General features: G+C 44.5%; 13 protein-coding genes and 1 pseudogene. 4 read left to right on the top strand and 10 right to left on the bottom strand.

Annotated features, from left to right (window positions below; translation table 11 throughout):
• Positions 1-107: 107 nt before the first annotated feature.
• The 6 genes and pseudogenes from AB6E30_RS05140 to AB6E30_RS05115 all read right to left on the bottom strand — a co-directional run.
• Positions 108-401, bottom strand: coding sequence for an HU family DNA-binding protein (locus tag AB6E30_RS05140; protein ID WP_012604504.1), 294 nt, complete (start codon positions 399-401; stop codon positions 108-110).
• Positions 402-569: 168 nt separating this feature from the next.
• Entirely contained in the window at positions 570-2,921 is a 2,352-nt protein-coding gene (gene lon, locus AB6E30_RS05135) for an endopeptidase La (protein WP_017060619.1), read from the bottom strand.
• A gap of 132 nt (positions 2,922-3,053) precedes the next feature.
• Complete coding sequence (clpX, locus tag AB6E30_RS05130; RefSeq protein WP_009847283.1) at positions 3,054-4,334, bottom strand: ATP-dependent protease ATP-binding subunit ClpX; 1,281 nt, start codon at positions 4,332-4,334, stop codon at positions 3,054-3,056.
• Between the two features lie 81 nt (positions 4,335-4,415).
• Positions 4,416-5,042, bottom strand: coding sequence for an ATP-dependent Clp endopeptidase proteolytic subunit ClpP (clpP, locus tag AB6E30_RS05125; protein WP_004736080.1), 627 nt, complete (start codon positions 5,040-5,042; stop codon positions 4,416-4,418).
• Between the two features lie 105 nt (positions 5,043-5,147).
• Entirely contained in the window at positions 5,148-6,446 is a 1,299-nt protein-coding gene (tig, locus tag AB6E30_RS05120) for a trigger factor (RefSeq protein WP_017065881.1), read from the bottom strand.
• 294 nt (positions 6,447-6,740) lie between these two features.
• Positions 6,741-6,923 (bottom strand): annotated as a pseudogene (locus AB6E30_RS05115) (hypothetical protein); the annotation flags it as partial.
• Between the two features lie 163 nt (positions 6,924-7,086).
• Here AB6E30_RS05115 and AB6E30_RS05110 point away from each other — a divergent pair.
• The 3 genes from AB6E30_RS05110 (at position 7,087) to AB6E30_RS05100 (ending at position 10,538) form a co-directional block, all read left to right on the top strand.
• On the top strand, positions 7,087-8,907 hold the full coding sequence (locus tag AB6E30_RS05110; protein ID WP_136981879.1) for an ATP-binding protein: 1,821 nt from the start codon (positions 7,087-7,089) through the stop codon (positions 8,905-8,907).
• Between the two features lie 29 nt (positions 8,908-8,936).
• The gene (locus tag AB6E30_RS05105) at positions 8,937-10,286 is read left to right on the top strand and encodes a sigma-54-dependent transcriptional regulator (protein ID WP_372102824.1); all 1,350 of its coding nucleotides are present in this window, start codon (positions 8,937-8,939) and stop codon (positions 10,284-10,286) included.
• Between the two features lie 78 nt (positions 10,287-10,364).
• A complete protein-coding gene (locus tag AB6E30_RS05100) occupies positions 10,365-10,538 on the top strand; it encodes a hypothetical protein (RefSeq protein ID WP_017060624.1) in 174 nt (57 codons plus the stop codon).
• Positions 10,539-10,592: 54 nt separating this feature from the next.
• On the opposite strand, the gene AB6E30_RS05095 is transcribed toward AB6E30_RS05100, so the two are convergent.
• The 3 genes from AB6E30_RS05095 to AB6E30_RS05085 all read right to left on the bottom strand — a co-directional run bounded on the left by AB6E30_RS05095 (position 10,593) and on the right by AB6E30_RS05085 (position 13,772).
• Positions 10,593-11,954, bottom strand: coding sequence for a TRAP transporter large permease (locus AB6E30_RS05095; protein WP_372102822.1), 1,362 nt, complete (start codon positions 11,952-11,954; stop codon positions 10,593-10,595).
• 2 nt (positions 11,955-11,956) lie between these two features.
• Complete coding sequence (locus tag AB6E30_RS05090; RefSeq protein ID WP_372102821.1) at positions 11,957-12,712, bottom strand: TRAP transporter small permease; 756 nt, start codon at positions 12,710-12,712, stop codon at positions 11,957-11,959.
• Positions 12,713-12,776: 64 nt separating this feature from the next.
• Positions 12,777-13,772, bottom strand: a complete 996-nt coding sequence (locus AB6E30_RS05085) for a TRAP transporter substrate-binding protein (protein ID WP_050621081.1) — start codon at positions 13,770-13,772, stop codon at positions 12,777-12,779.
• Positions 13,773-14,128: 356 nt separating this feature from the next.
• Here AB6E30_RS05085 and AB6E30_RS05080 point away from each other — a divergent pair, with 356 nt between their 5' ends.
• Positions 14,129-14,536, top strand: coding sequence for a thioesterase family protein (locus tag AB6E30_RS05080; protein ID WP_004736070.1), 408 nt, complete (start codon positions 14,129-14,131; stop codon positions 14,534-14,536).
• Between the two features lie 75 nt (positions 14,537-14,611).
• Here AB6E30_RS05080 and AB6E30_RS05075 read toward each other — a convergent pair whose 3' ends face one another.
• Entirely contained in the window at positions 14,612-15,424 is an 813-nt protein-coding gene (locus tag AB6E30_RS05075; protein WP_372102858.1) for a 4'-phosphopantetheinyl transferase superfamily protein, read from the bottom strand.
• Positions 15,425-15,505 lie beyond the last annotated feature (81 nt).

The following is a 15,505-nucleotide window of genomic DNA, read 5'->3' as shown; positions in this document are numbered from 1 at the left end:
TTCAATGTGCTTTGTACACATACTGTTTAAGAATGAAACATCATTTTTCAAACAGTAAACGCATTTTACTGCCTTCCCCTCTTAAATGGAGGTTTCAGCAGTGAAAATTAGTTACATGCGTCTTTAAGTGCTTTACCCGCTTTGAAGCCAGGTACTTTAGCTTCTGCGATTTGGATCTCTTCACCAGTTTTTGGGTTACGACCTGTACGAGCAGCACGAGTACGAACACTGAAAGTACCAAAGCCAACAAGTGCAACTTGGTCACCAGATTGTAGCGTTGTGCCAACTGCTTCGATGAATGCGTCTAGAGCGCGGCCAGCTGAAGCTTTAGAGATGTCTGCGTTTTCTGCGATTGATTCTACTAGTTGTGTTTTATTCACTGTTTTTCCCCTATGTGTCATCTGTGACTACTTCTGATGACTGTACGTTCCATTTTGGTTTTAATTTAGCCGCAAGCCTTATTGCAAAAGGGCTGCCGCTTTGATCAATAACTTAGCGTCCAAAAAAAACGCTGACAAGCCTTTTCGGGCCTATCAGCGTAATTCTTTACTTATTTTTGCTATGCATCACTATTTTTTCACGTCAAACTCGACCCCTGACGGATCTCGTTCTAGCGCGACTTTGAGTACTTCATCAATCCACTGAACCGGGATCACCTTCAAGTCAGCGATTACGTTGTCTGGAATCTCTTCCAAATCACGCTCATTGTCTTTAGGGATCAGTACAGTTTTGATGCCGCCACGGTGTGCAGCAAGCAGTTTTTCTTTCAAGCCACCGATAGGTAAAACTTCACCACGAAGGGTAATTTCACCTGTCATACCGACCTCTGCTTTAACCGGGTTACCCGTCAAGCTAGAGACAAGTGCAGTACACATTGCGATACCCGCACTCGGGCCATCTTTCGGTGTAGCACCTTCTGGTACGTGAACGTGAATGTCACGTTTTTCGTAGAAATCTGAGTTGATACCCAGTTTTTCAGCACGAGAACGAACCACTGTCATTGCCGCTTGAATCGACTCTTTCATCACGTCGCCAAGTGAGCCAGTTTGCGTTAGCTTACCTTTGCCCGGCATTGCTTCGGTCTCGATAGTCAGTAGATCACCACCCACTTGAGTCCACGCTAGGCCTGTTACTTGACCGATACGGTTGCTTTCATCCGCTTTACCGAAGTCGTGGCGTTGAACACCTAAGTACTCTTTCAGGTTATCAATGTTAACCGTTACAGACTTAAGATCGCTGTCTAGCAAGATGTTCTTCACTGCTTTACGACAGATCTTTGAGATTTCACGCTCTAGGCTACGTACACCCGCTTCACGCGTGTAGTAACGAATGATGCCGATGATTGCAGAGTCTTCAATCTCAATTTCATGAGGCTTAAGACCGTTGCGTTGAACTTGCTTGTCCAGTAAATGGCTCTTAGCAATGTTCAGCTTCTCATCTTCTGTGTAACCAGATAGACGAATCACTTCCATACGGTCCAGTAGAGGCCCAGGAATGTCCATCGAGTTCGATGTTGCCACGAACATAACATCTGACAGATCGTAATCTACTTCTAGGTAGTGATCGTTAAATGCGTTGTTTTGTTCTGGATCTAGAACTTCTAGAAGTGCTGAAGATGGGTCGCCACGCATATCAGAAGACATCTTATCGATCTCATCTAATAGGAACAGTGGGTTCTTAACACCAACTTTAGACATCTTCTGGATCAGTTTACCCGGAAGTGAACCGATGTACGTACGACGGTGACCACGAATCTCAGCTTCATCACGAACGCCACCAAGTGCCATACGCGTGTACTTACGACCTGTTGCCGCAGCAATCGAACGACCTAGCGAGGTTTTACCTACACCAGGAGGCCCAACAAGACAAAGGATTGGGCCTTTTAGCTTGTTGATACGGTTTTGTACTGCCAAGTATTCAAGAATACGTTCTTTAACACGCTCTAAGCCGTAGTGGTCTTCGTTTAAGATCTCTTCCGCTTTCGCTAGATTCTTTTTCACTTTTGAACGCTTAGCCCAAGGAACGCCCACCATCCAATCAATGTAGCTACGTACTACTGTTGCTTCAGCAGACATTGGCGACATCATTTTCAGTTTTTGCAGTTCTTGCTCGGTTTTTTCACGAGCTTCTTGAGGCATCTTAGAGTCTTCGATCTTCTTCTTCAGAGTCTCGAATTCATCAGGAGCGTCGTCCATCTCGCCAAGTTCTTTCTGAATCGCTTTCATTTGCTCATTCAGGTAGTACTCACGCTGAGATTTTTCCATTTGCTTCTTAACGCGGCCACGAATGCGTTTTTCAACTTGCAAGATGTCAATTTCTGACTCCATTTGGCCCATCAAGAATTCCAGACGTTCAGTCACATCTAAGATTTCTAGAACGTGCTGCTTGTCTACCAGTTTAAGTGGCATGTGTGCAGCAATCGTATCAGCAAGGCGAGCTGCCTCATCAATACCGTTCAGAGATGTTAGAACTTCTGGTGGAATCTTTTTGTTCAGCTTAATAAAGCCTTCGAATTGATTGATCGCGCTGCGAACAACCACTTCTTGTTCTTTTTCGTCAAGTTCTGAGGTTACAACGTATTCTGCGTCCGCTAAGAAAAACTCACTTTCTTTGAATTGGTGAATTTTTGCACGCTGCTGACCTTCGACAAGCACTTTAACAGTACCATCAGGGAGCTTTAGTAACTGAAGAATGGTAGCGACAGTTCCTACTTTAAATAGGTCGTCAATTGAAGGCTCATCAGTGTCCGCTTCTTTCTGCGCTACAAGTAGTACTTGTTTGTTAGCTTCCATTGCCGATTCAAGGCAAGTAATCGATTTTTCACGACCAACAAACAATGGAATAACCATGTGTGGGTAAACCACTACATCACGTAGAGGTAGCACGGGGATTTCGATACGCTCGGAACGTTCCAAGTTCATATATTTCTCTCTTCCGCTTTAACTTATAAAGCAGTATATGGGGCTTAAACGACTGGATTCAATGGAAGAATAAAAAAAAGGAGGTAATTGCTTACCTCCTTTTTCAATTTGAGTGACTTGTCTAAAAAAGACCTACTCTGCAACAGCTGCTTGGTTATCTGAGTTGCTGTAAATTAATAGTGGTTCTGACTCACCATTAATTACCGACTCATCAATCACAACCTTGCTTACATCAGTTGAAGATGGCAGTTCGTACATAGTTTCTAGTAGAACACCCTCCAAGATAGAACGTAGACCACGAGCACCTGTTTTACGGTTCATTGCTTTCTTAGCAATGGCACGTAAAGCATCTTCACGGAATTCTAACTCTGTATCCTCAAGCTCAAATAATGCTGCGTACTGTTTTGTAAGTGCATTCTTTGGCTCACATAGGATTTGGATTAGCGCTTCTTCATCAAGCTCTGTCAGTGTTGTTGTCACAGGTAGACGACCAATGAATTCTGGAATCAGACCATATTTCACTAGATCTTCAGGTTCTACTTGAGTGAACAATTCACCGATAGTTTTGGTTTCATCTTTTGAACGCACTTCTGCGCCAAAGCCGATACCTGAACCTGTTTCTACACGCTGTTCAATCACTTTATCTAGGCCTGCAAACGCACCACCACAGATAAATAAGATCTTAGACGTGTCCACTTGCAAGAACTCTTGCTGTGGATGCTTACGACCACCTTGAGGTGGAACTGAAGCTACTGTACCTTCAACAAGTTTTAGTAGAGCTTGCTGTACACCTTCACCAGACACGTCACGCGTGATTGATGGGTTTTCAGCTTTACGAGAAATCTTGTCGATTTCATCGATGTAAACAATGCCGCGTTCCGCTTTCGCTACGTCGTAATCACATTTCTGAAGCAACTTCTGGATGATGTTTTCAACATCTTCGCCCACGTAACCCGCTTCGGTTAGTGTTGTTGCGTCTGCCATTGTGAAAGGAACGTCTAGGAAACGAGCCAATGTTTCAGCCAGTAGTGTTTTACCACTACCAGTAGGACCGATAAGAAGAATGTTACTCTTACCTAGCTCTACGCCTTCAGCTGTCGTATCACCATTACGTAAACGCTTGTAGTGGTTATAAACTGCAACTGCTAGCACTTTCTTCGCGTATTCTTGACCGATTACATAGTCGTCAAGATGCTCACGAATCTCACGCGGCGTTGGCAGCGATTCCGATTCTTTCTTAGGAAGAACATCTTTAATTTCTTCACGAATAATGTCGTTACAAAGATCGACACATTCATCACAAATGTAAACAGAAGGACCTGCGATTAACTTGCGAACTTCGTGTTGGCTTTTGCCACAGAAAGAGCAGTAAAGCAGTTTACCGCTACCACCCTCTTTGCTTTTATCTGTCATTCGCTAACCTCTTAGCCTTAACTCTCTATGCTTGAGTGTATATCAATTTGAATCACTTTGCGTTAAACAATTGCCCTGCAATTATTGACCGCGGTGATTAAGAACTGAATCCACCAAGCCGTATTCTACTGCTTGATCAGCAGACATGAAGTTATCACGATCTGTATCGCGCTCAACAACTTCTAGAGGCTGACCAGTGTGCTCTGCCAATAGTTTGTTTAGCTTTTGTTTGATCGTTAGGATCTCTTGCGCGTGAATTTGAATATCAGACGCTTGGCCTTGGAAGCCGCCAAGTGGCTGGTGAATCATTACACGTGAGTTTGGAAGCACGTGACGCTTACCAGGAGTACCACCCGCTAGTAAGAATGCACCCATAGAGCAAGCTTGACCCATACATACTGTGCTCACGTTTGGCTTGATGAACTGCATTGTGTCGTAGATAGACATGCCTGCTGTTACGCTACCGCCAGGTGAGTTGATGTAAAGATAGATATCTTTGTCTGGGTTTTCTGATTCCAAGAAAAGCAGTTGAGCCACGACAAGATTTGCCATGTGGTCTTCCACTTGACCTGTTAAGAAAATGATACGTTCTTTTAATAGACGAGAATAAATATCGTAAGAACGTTCACCACGGGAAGTCTGTTCAACCACCATAGGAACTAGTGCGTCCATAATCGATGGCATTGTATTTTTTTCTTGGTAGCTCATATTCTTATGTCCCTAAAATAAATGGCCCGAATGATTAAATCATACGGACCATTGTTAGCAGAATTGTTGACCGTACGTCAACCTTCTACGTCAGATATTACTATATTAAGCAGGTTGCTGATTCATTAGCTCGTTGAAGCTAACTTCTTTATCAGAAACTTGAGCTTTAGCGATGATTGCATCAATAGCTTGCTCTTCTAGAGCAACATTGCGCATGTTGTTCATCATTTGCTCGTTTTGCTCGTAGTAAGCAATAACTTCTGTTGGATCTTCGTATGCTGTAGCCATCTCTTCGATGATAGCTTTAACTTTCTCGTCGTCAGCTTTTAGCTCTTCAGTCTTGATTACTTCACCAAGAAGAAGACCTACAACTACGCGACGTTTAGCTTGCTCTTCGAACAGCTCACGTGGAAGTTGGTCAGCAGCTTCAGTGTTGCCACCGAAACGTTGAGCAGCTTGTTGACGTAGAACACCGATCTCTTGATCGATTAGAGCAGAAGGTACGTCGATGTTGTTTTCGTTAACTAGACCGTCGATAGCTTGCTCTTTGATGCGGTTCTTAACAGCTTGCTTAAGCTCACGCTCCATGTTCTTACGAACTTCAGCTTTAAGACCTTCAACGCCGTCAGTTGCGCCGAACTTAGCAACGAATTCTTCGTTTAGTTCTGGAAGTTCACGAGCTTCAACTTTGTTCAGCTTGATAGAGAACTTAGCTGCTTTACCTTTTAGGTTTTCAGCGTGGTAATCTTCTGGGAAGTTTACGTCGATTTCGAATTCCATACCTGCTGTTTTACCAACGATACCGTCTTCGAAGCCAGGGATCATGCGACCAGCGCCCATCTCTAGTGGGAAGTTCTCAGCTTTGCCGCCTTCAAACTCTTCACCGTCGATAGAACCAACGAAGTCGATAGTTGCACGAGAACCAGCGTCAGCAGCAGCTTCAACTTCAGTCCAAGTTGCTTGTTGCTTACGTAGAGTTTCGATCATCTCTTCAACGTCAGCTTCTTTAACTTCTACTGCTGGTTTCTCAACAGTGATGTTTTCTAGACCTTTCAGCTCAACTTCTGGGTAAACTTCAAAAGTTGCGTTGAATACTAGGTCAGCGCCTTCGTTGTTTTCAACTGGTGCGAAAGTAGGTGCGCCAGCTGGGTTGATTTTCTCTTTAACGATCGCTTCGATGAAGTGACGTTGCATTACTTCGCCCATCACGTCTTGACGTACTGCTTTGCCGTACATTTTAGCAACCATCTTCATTGGCACTTTGCCTTTACGGAAACCATCGAAACGACGGTTTTTCGCGATGTTGCGTAGTTCAGCTGTAACTGCATCTTCGATGTTAGCAGCAGGAACAGTAATATTAAGACGGCGCTCTAGGCCTTCTAGCGTTTCAACAGTAACTTGCATTATATAAACCTCAAAACTGGCTCAGTAATCTGAGCATATGAGCCGTAACTTAGCTTTAATTCAAAAGCAGACGTTGTTGGCTGCATCCTTGTGTAGTGCTCTATCCGAACACCTAATTTAAAATCGAGCATTGATGTCTGAATTGATTATTCAACCAAACACCAGACTAATCAGCGATATCTTCGTTCTTCACACGTCGATTAAAACGCAATAAAGCTTGTTTTCAGAAACAAGAAAGGTATCTCCGATTAGCCTCAGGACAGAAATTTTAGACGCGACATTCTAGCGATCTGTTTAATCTCTGTCGAGCCGTTCACCTCTGCATGATGATGAATGCTCTAAATTCGTCCAACTAAGTGATACAAAAACGATCAAATCATCACTTAGCACAACAGAAATGGGGACAATAGCGACTTTTTCAAGGGAATCGAGGGCTTTTTTTGCTAAAAACCTTAAAAAGAGATCTTGCTCTTGTTTTACCCCTCAGAGTCGATAACTTTTTCAACAATCCCCGTTACAAACCCTTAACCTACATCCATCTGTTCACTCTCTGCTTTCAGCAAAAACTACCGCTATTTGCTACCATAAACGAGAGAAGACAGGCTTGATTGTTTACCAAAGAAATCAGCGGAGAGCCTTCATGTTTCAAGCTTTTAAAATCCCAATACTGTTAATGGTCACATACAGTTTACTGATGGTGTTTGGCGGTCATTGGGTGTGGAGCACGAGCCATGAAAGTTTGTTAAATGATCATCAATCTAAGCTGGACCGCTTTTCTGTTCATATTTCAAGCCAATTGGATAAGTTCGCGCACATTCCCGAGCTGCTTTCAAAAGACAAAGAGCTGGTCGATGCCCTGCACTCTCCAAGTAACTCTGCGCAAATCGAACTCACTAATCGTTATCTAGAGCACGTAAACTCGGTGATTCAAGCATCCGACACCTACCTACTAGACAGTATCGGCACCACCATTGCAGCCAGTAACTGGAATCAACCGCGTTCTTTTATTCGTCGTAACTTTGCTTTCCGCCCCTACTTTCAAGAAGCGATTATTGGCAATGAAAATCAATATTTTGCGCTAGGTTCAACCTCTGGAAAGCGAGGCTATTATTATTCTTACCCCGTCTCCTATGCCGCCGAGATTATTGGCGTCATTGTCGTAAAGATGGATTTATCGCTGATTGAAGCAAGTTGGAAAGGCAAACAGAGTTTTTTTGTTGCTGACGATAAAGATCAAATTGTATTTATGTCGAGTAACCCTGAGTGGCTGTTCAAAAGCCTTCAGCCGCTAAACGAAGTACAACACACTCGAATTCAAGAAAGCAGGCAGTATCTCGATACAAAAATAGAAAGCCTGCACTTCTCCGGCGATTTAGACAGTGCCACCAGTCGTATTGAGTCGCCACACAAACTCGTCCAAGAGCAGTTCTTTAGTTCTTCGCGTTTCCTAGCCGAACCAAGACTCACCATACGGGTATTTTCTCCAACCCACTTAGTTTGGTGGGACTTGGTTGCTTACCTTGTGGTTTTGAGCCTAATCTTTGCGATTATTTATCTAACAATGCAGCTCAACCACCATAGACAACAAAGACGAGCACAGATAGACAGGCTGCAATCCGAAGCCAAGCAAAAACTCGAATTTCAAGTGCTTGAACGTACATCGGAGTTACATGTTGAGATCAAACACCGTATCGAAACCGAGCATGTTCTGAGGCAAACCCAAGACGAGCTCATCCAAGCCGCCAAACTAGCAGTGCTAGGGCAGATGTCAGCGAGCATCAGTCACGAACTGAATAACCCGCTTGCCGCGATTCGCAGTTATGCCGACAACGGCCGATTGTTTCTTGCCAAAGAAAAAACCGGTCGTGTCGATGACAATCTATCGCGAATCTCGGCACTCACTGATCGTATGGCGAAAATCAGCCACCAGCTTCGCTCGTTCGCCAAAAAATCTACTGCGGAAGAGCTACACACCTTACAAATACTCCCAGTTTTACATTCATCGAAAGAGCTGATGAAGCCACAACTCAAGAGCGAGCGAGTTAAGGTCAACGAACTCCCTGAGACCTTTGATGCTTGCGTGCTCGCCAACGCCATTCAACTGGAACAGGTGATCATTAACCTGCTGACCAACGCGATTCAGGCGGTGGAACAACAAGATGACAAACAATTAGCTATTCTGTTAGAGATTAGAGAGTGCGACCATCAACAAGCCAATACCTTGCTAATTCATGTCGATGATAACGGCCCCGGCTTCACCTCCCCTTCTAGCGGAAACTTTTTTGAACCCTTCCATACCACCAAGAAAAACGGACTTGGACTTGGGCTATCGATTTCTCAACAAATAATCAACGGAATAAATGGCAAGCTCGTTACCGGTAGTAGCCCTCAAGGCGGTGCTCGAATCAGCATAGAGTTGCCCCTTGTTGGACATGAACAGCAAACAAAAACTCAGCAATAACCAGAATACAAAGAAGTAAAGGAATCACTATGTGTCACGTCTATTTCATTGATGATGAATCCGATCTAAGAATGGCGATTGAACAGAGCTTCGAGCTCGCCGACATTGATGCCGAATTCTTTCCCGATGCGGAGTCTGCTCTGCTCGCGATTCAAGAAAACGGCTTACCTCACGTGATCATCACTGATATCTGTCTACCAGGTCTATCCGGGCATGATCTGCTCAACACCGTGATGCACAAAGACAAAGAGATCCCCGTGATCATGATTACTGGTCACGGCGATATTTCAATGGCCGTTCAAGCCATCCAATACGGCGCCTATGACTTCATTGAAAAACCTTTCGCTAATGAACGCCTAATCGAAACCACTAGGCGAGCGATAGAAAAACGTCAGCTCACACTAGAGAACCTTGAGTTAAAACGTTCACTCAAAGCCAGCCAAGCGCTCGGCCCTAGAATCATTGGTGATACGCAATCCATGACTGAGCTGCGCTCCATCATCACCCATATTGCCGACACCAATGCCGATATATTATTGTTTGGCGAGACAGGTACAGGTAAAGAGTTAGTAGCACGTTCTCTGCATGAACAAAGCAGCCGTCGAGAGCAAAACTTTGTCGCGGTCAACTGTGGTGCTGTTCCTGAAAACCTGATTGAGAGTGAACTGTATGGCCATGAAAAAGGCGCATTCACTGGCGCAGAAAGCAAGCGAGTGGGTAAATTTGAATTTGCTCAAGGCGGAACTCTATTCTTGGATGAAATTGAGTCCATGCCGATGCAGGCACAAATTCGCCTGTTGCGCGTCTTGCAAGAGCGAGTCATCGAAAGGGTTGGATCTAATGGTTTAGTCCCTCTGGACATTCGAGTGATTGCGGCCACTAAAGTCGACTTAAAGAAAGCCGCTGAAGAAGGCACTTTCCGCCAAGATCTCTATTATCGACTTAACGTTGTGACCTTAGACTTGCCGCCGTTAAGAAGCAGACAAGAAGACATCCCAGCCCTGTTCCATCACTTCTTACTGGTTGCTGCGGCGCGTTATGGCAAGACAGCCCCAGCCCTTCCACAAAAGGAACTGCACGCACTTTTGGCTCATGATTGGCCGGGAAATGTTCGAGAATTACGTAATACTGCAGAGCGTTTTGTACTTTTAGGTAAGCTTTCTCACTTATCAGACAGCGCCACTGAAACTACTCAAGAACTGTCTTTGGCAGAATTGGTATCTGACTTTGAAAAAAACACGTTGAAGCAGGCACTTATTGAATGCAATGGCAGTATAAAAGAGACCATGGAGAGGCTGCAATTACCGAGGAAAACCCTCTACGATAAGATGCAAAAGCACCAGCTAACGAAAGAATCTTATAAGGTAGAACCAAACTAAATTAGATTTGGGAGCAAGATCACCTATACTTATTTCGACAACAGGATGTTATGCAATAAATATAATAAGGAAGTGGTTATGGGTGAGAAAACAAAAGTGCCATCGATTACAGATACTTTCGAGATAGATGGTATTTTTTATGCTGACAATCATGTCGATCTACACACGCCAGAATTAGAGGCAAAACGCGCTTTGTATGAGCAGATAAAGCCTCATTCAAATCGTGGCAGAAATATAGATGAGGAGGTCTAGCGACCTCCTCATTTTTTATGGATTAAATTCCATGTCAGTGAATGACTCAAATAGCTACTTGGTTATGATCTCTGGTCCCATCAAGGTGGTTGGTAACCATGTTGATACCCAAGGTACGTAAGTGACGATAATCAGGAATAAGAACATCACCCCAACCCACGGCAATGCGGCTTTTACCACGTTCATCATCGACATCTTCGCGACACCTGCGGTCACAAACAAATTGAGCCCGACAGGCGGCGTTATCATCCCTATCTCCATGTTCACCACCATCATGATACCTAGGTGAATTGGGTCGATACCGAGCGCAATTGCAATTGGGAATACCAAAGGAGCAACAATGATCAGCAAGCCTGATGGCTCCATGAACTGCCCACCAATCAAGAGTAAAACGTTCACTACAATCAAGAAGGTGATCGGCCCTAAGCCTGAAGATAGCATAGACTCAGTGATCATTTGAGGAATGCGTTCTTCGGTCAGTACATGCTTAAGAATCAGAGCATTGGCAATGATAAACAGCAGCATGATCGTCAGCTTGCCTGCATCGTAAAGTGTGTCTTTGGTGTCTTTATGGAAAAACGTTTGGAACACCTTAACCAAAGCAGGCTTTGTATTGTTCTTGTCAGCGAAAGGCCCCATATCTTTATAGATAAAGTTGGCAATGAAGAAGGCATACACCGCAGCCACTGCCGCCGCTTCTGTCGGAGTAAAGATGCCGCCGTAGATACCACCTAGAATGATGACAATCAGCAGCAAGCCCCAGCTCGCATCTTTCGCAGCTGCGAACATCTCGCCCCAGCCCACAAATGGCTGTGCCGGAATCTTCTTAATACGTGCTGCGATGTAGATAGCAATCATCAACATCACACCCGCCAGCAAACCAGGAATAACGCCACCTAAGAACATACGACCTACCGATACATCGGTCGCCGCCGCGTATACCACCATCACGATGGACGGTGGAATCAAGATCCCCAACGTACCTGCGTTACAGATAACCCCTGCCGCGAACTCTTTTGAGTAGCCGTTTTTGATCATACCTGCGATAACGATACTACCGATCGCCACTACCGTTGCAGGAGATGAACCAGAAAGGGCTGCGAACATCATACATGCCACAACCGACGCCATCGCCAAGCCGCCGCGGAACCAACCCACCATCGCGATAGCAAAACGGATAATACGTTTCGCCACGCCACCAGTAGACATAAAGCTAGAGGCCAAGATAAAGAAAGGAATCGCTAAGAGTGTGTAGTGGCCTGCAAATGCATTAAACAGCGTTTGTGCGACTGAAGCTAATGACGCATCTGAGTGCATCAATAAGAATATTACGCTCGATAAACCGAGGGAAATTGCAATTGGTACACCGACCAACATGAAAGCAATTACCATTAAAAATAGAAATAACATTGCCATGATTAGTCTTCCTTACCGTTAGATTTTGTACTCGACTCATTCGCTTTGTTCTGCGGAGTCGAATTCAATACCGCTGTTGCATCTTCGTCAGGGCCCGCTAGCACGTCTGCTTTCAACGCATCCAGCTCTTCTTCGGCTTCGTGTCCTGCAATCATGCGGTCAAGCTTGCCTGTGACGACTTGGTAAGCAACTTGAGCAAAACGGAACGTTAGCATTGCCATACCAATCGGCAGCGCCATATAAGGAATAAAACGTGGCAGTTTCTCGTATCGCTCGCCTTCATTCAGCCAGTCAGCAAGAAACTGAAGCATCTCTGGCATTGGAATATCGTCGGTCTCGTACCATGCGCGATCGGTCGCGAATGGGTACCAATAATTCCAAGAACCGATAAGAAGTAAGATTGAAAATGCTAGGCAGCTTGTCACGGCGATGAACGCATACACTTTGCGTAGCTTTTCTGGGGCAAGGTTGATGATCACATCAACACCAATGTGGAAGTGTTTTTTAACGCCATAAGATGCGCCCACTAACACCATCCAAGCAAACATGAACACGGTCAGTTCCAGTGCCCATAAGATGTTGTCATTGAATGCGTATCGAAATACCACGTTGGCAAAAGTAAGTAGCGTCATTGCGCCAAGGAAAAATGCGATTAGTGACTCTTCAATCACATCCGTAACTCTTCCGACTTTGGAAAAAAGAGAGGTTTCCAGTGCTGATTCGCTAGAATTTGGTTGTTCCATTTGAGGCTTTTCCATAATTGACTCCGCTTATAATTGTTTTAATAAGGAGTGACGAATACTCGCCACTCCCTTAGCGGTGTTATTGGTTTGAAGCTAACGCTGCATCGATAAGGTCTGAACCGATGTCTTTTTCAAACTTCTTCCATACTGGTTGAAGTGCAGCTACCCATGCTTCACGCTGTTCAGGCGTAAGTGTACGAACCTCACCACCCGCTTCGATGATGTTGTTTTTGTTCGCTAGGTTAACTTTTGAAGATTCTGCGTTACGCGTCTCAGACACTTCTTGAACGATAGTGCCAAGCTGTGTGCGTACATCTTCAGGTAGGTCTTTCCAGAAGTCGTTTGACGTTACAACTAGGTAATCCAAGATACCGTGATTAGTTTCGGTCACGCCGTCTTGTACTTCAAAGAACTTCTTACCGTAGATGTTTGACCATGTGTTCTCTTGACCATCGATAACTTTAGTTTGCAAGCCACCGTACACTTCTTTGAAAGACATCTTCTGTGGGTTAGCGCCTAGTTGTTCAAACTGAGCCACCAATACATCCGATGCTTGAACACGGAATTTCAAACCTTTTGCATCTTCAGGGCTGATAAGAGGTTTGTTCGCCGACATCTGTTTCATGCCATTGTGCCAAAACGCAAGACCTTGCAGGCCACGACGCTTCATCGCGTTCTTCAGCTTTTCACCAGATTCTGAGTTTTGGAAACGGTCAACGGCTTCTACGTCTTCAAATAGGAAAGGAAGGTCAAAAATGCGGTATTTCTTAGTGAACTTCTCAAATTTTGACAGCGATGGCGCCGCCATTTGAACATCACCATTTAACAGGGCTTCCAGTACCTTATTATCATCGTAAAGTGTTGAGTTAGGGAAAACTTGCATACAAGCTTTTCCATTCATTTCTGTGTTTACTCGCTCTTCCAGTAAAGAAGCGGCGATGCCTTTCGGGTGCTTATCGGTATTGGTTACATGACTGAATTTAATCACGATTTCACCAGGGTCACAGTTTGCAGCAGCATTAAAACTTGTGAGCGCCAGAACAGATACAGACAGCAGGGTAAGAGGCTTAAACATTATTATTCTCCTTAGTAAACAAAGCAGCCCTTCAATGGGAACTGCGTGCTTTCACTAAGGCAATTAGCGCGCCATATTGACACAATTCATTAACAAGCCTTTAACCGCAAGGCTTCATCAGATCTGCCTGCAGTTGTCGCTAACTCGCTACAAAAATTAATGGGTGGAAAATGACACATAGAATATTTGTAAATGGGTGGGAGTTGACCAACGCATCACTAATGGATACGGCCGAATGAGGTCTGACCAAGAGCCACATTGCCGATGATACCTTGAAGTAATTTCAACCTATCCTGTAGAGTGCTGCACAACTTAGTCAGATTTACTGATCCACTACTTACCAAGAGTTGCTACCCATGAGTCAGATCTACCATCACCCAGTACAGATTTACTACGAAGATACCGATCACTCAGGTGTGGTTTATCACCCTAACTTTCTTAAATACTTTGAGCGTGCGCGCGAGCATGTGTTGGGCAGCGATAAACTGGCAGAGTTGTGGAATGAACATGGACTGGGGTTTGCGGTGTATAAAGCCAATATGACCTTTCAAGACGGCGTTGAGTTCGCAGAGATCTGCGATATCCGAACCTCTTTTGAGCTCGATGGCAAATACAAAACCTTATGGCGACAAGAGGTATGGCGTAAAGATGCAACCAAACCTGCCGTGATTGGTGATATCGAGATGGTTTGCCTAGATAAAGACAAACAACTTCAGCCTGTACCCGCAGAAGTATTAAAAGCGATGCTTGGCGAAACGAGTTAGCCAATATTACGAATGGCTGAGAGCGAGCCGTGTTCAAGATTAGAAGCTAAAGGTTCTAGTGTAACGAACGTAAACTCAGCCAAGTAGCTTCGATTTGGGGAAGCACTTAATCTCTAATTGCATAGGAAGCGTTGCACCACCAAGCGTCACGGCAAATCGAAACTGGTTATCCAGCCTTCCTAAACTGCATTGCCAATCTGTTGAAGTATTGTCATTTTCAGCAGCATCCAACCCTACACCGTTATGGACAATGATTCCTCCATGTAACTCTGGTCGTAAACCCGACGAATGAACTGGCAGCGTTTGTTGAGTTAGATTGGAAAAATCGAACGAAAAACTTTTCAATGATGTGGCCAACCCCTTACCTGTCGCTTTGATATACGACTCCTTCAGCGCCCAAAGATCGAAAAAACGCTCTCTCTGCAGCTCTTTACTAAGTTCAAGTAAATCCGCCAATTCTTTATCTGAAAAATAGTGCTTCATGATCGAGTCGATATTGGTCGAGCTTCTTGCATGTTCGATATCGACACCCAGTTGGACTGGCTTCCCTTCTCGTTGGCAAACTGCAATCAACAAATGTTCTTTGCTATGACTGATATTGAAGTTTAACCCCGTCATGAGTTGCTGTTCGGCGACTAAACTGGGCTTTCCTTTCTCGCCATATTCAAAGCACCACGCTTCGGGCATTAAATCAGAATAGCTAGACAACACCTTTCTTAGGTAGTTGCGAACATATAGGGCTTGAACTTGAGATGAGGGCATTCGATACCGCTCGACCTTCGCTATTTCATCAGCTGTGAGTGTCTGTTTGAGGTGTGACTTACTGCCTACATCATCACGCAAATTACTCAAAGAACATAGCCACAAATCAACGATTGGATTTTCCAATTTACTCACGCTCACTTCTTCAAACCACTTATCAAAAAACCATCAAAACGAACAAATTTAAGTCACCTATGATTTGAGATA

Origin of the sequence: Vibrio sp. 10N.247.311.12 (genome assembly GCF_041467515.1) — a bacterium.
GTDB lineage: Bacteria > Pseudomonadota > Gammaproteobacteria > Enterobacterales > Vibrionaceae > Vibrio > Vibrio crassostreae_C.
This window is presented reverse-complemented; position numbering and strand designations above follow the sequence as displayed.

Bases quoted from the DNA above. Each gene is read 5' to 3' on its own strand.
- AB6E30_RS05140 (WP_012604504.1), bottom strand. From the start codon at position 401: ATGACACATAGGGGAAAAACAGTGAATAAAACACAACTAGTAGAATCA.
- lon (WP_017060619.1), bottom strand. From the start codon at position 2,921: ATGAACTTGGAACGTTCCGAGCGTATCGAAATCCCCGTGCTACCTCTA.
- clpX (WP_009847283.1), bottom strand. From the start codon at position 4,334: ATGACAGATAAAAGCAAAGAGGGTGGTAGCGGTAAACTGCTTTACTGC.
- clpP (WP_004736080.1), bottom strand. From the start codon at position 5,042: ATGAGCTACCAAGAAAAAAATACAATGCCATCGATTATGGACGCACTA.
- tig (WP_017065881.1), bottom strand. From the start codon at position 6,446: ATGCAAGTTACTGTTGAAACGCTAGAAGGCCTAGAGCGCCGTCTTAAT.
- AB6E30_RS05110 (WP_136981879.1), top strand. From the start codon at position 7,087: ATGTTTCAAGCTTTTAAAATCCCAATACTGTTAATGGTCACATACAGT.
- AB6E30_RS05105 (WP_372102824.1), top strand. From the start codon at position 8,937: ATGTGTCACGTCTATTTCATTGATGATGAATCCGATCTAAGAATGGCG.
- AB6E30_RS05100 (WP_017060624.1), top strand. From the start codon at position 10,365: ATGGGTGAGAAAACAAAAGTGCCATCGATTACAGATACTTTCGAGATA.
- AB6E30_RS05095 (WP_372102822.1), bottom strand. From the start codon at position 11,954: ATGGCAATGTTATTTCTATTTTTAATGGTAATTGCTTTCATGTTGGTC.
- AB6E30_RS05090 (WP_372102821.1), bottom strand. From the start codon at position 12,712: ATGGAAAAGCCTCAAATGGAACAACCAAATTCTAGCGAATCAGCACTG.
- AB6E30_RS05085 (WP_050621081.1), bottom strand. From the start codon at position 13,772: ATGTTTAAGCCTCTTACCCTGCTGTCTGTATCTGTTCTGGCGCTCACA.
- AB6E30_RS05080 (WP_004736070.1), top strand. From the start codon at position 14,129: ATGAGTCAGATCTACCATCACCCAGTACAGATTTACTACGAAGATACC.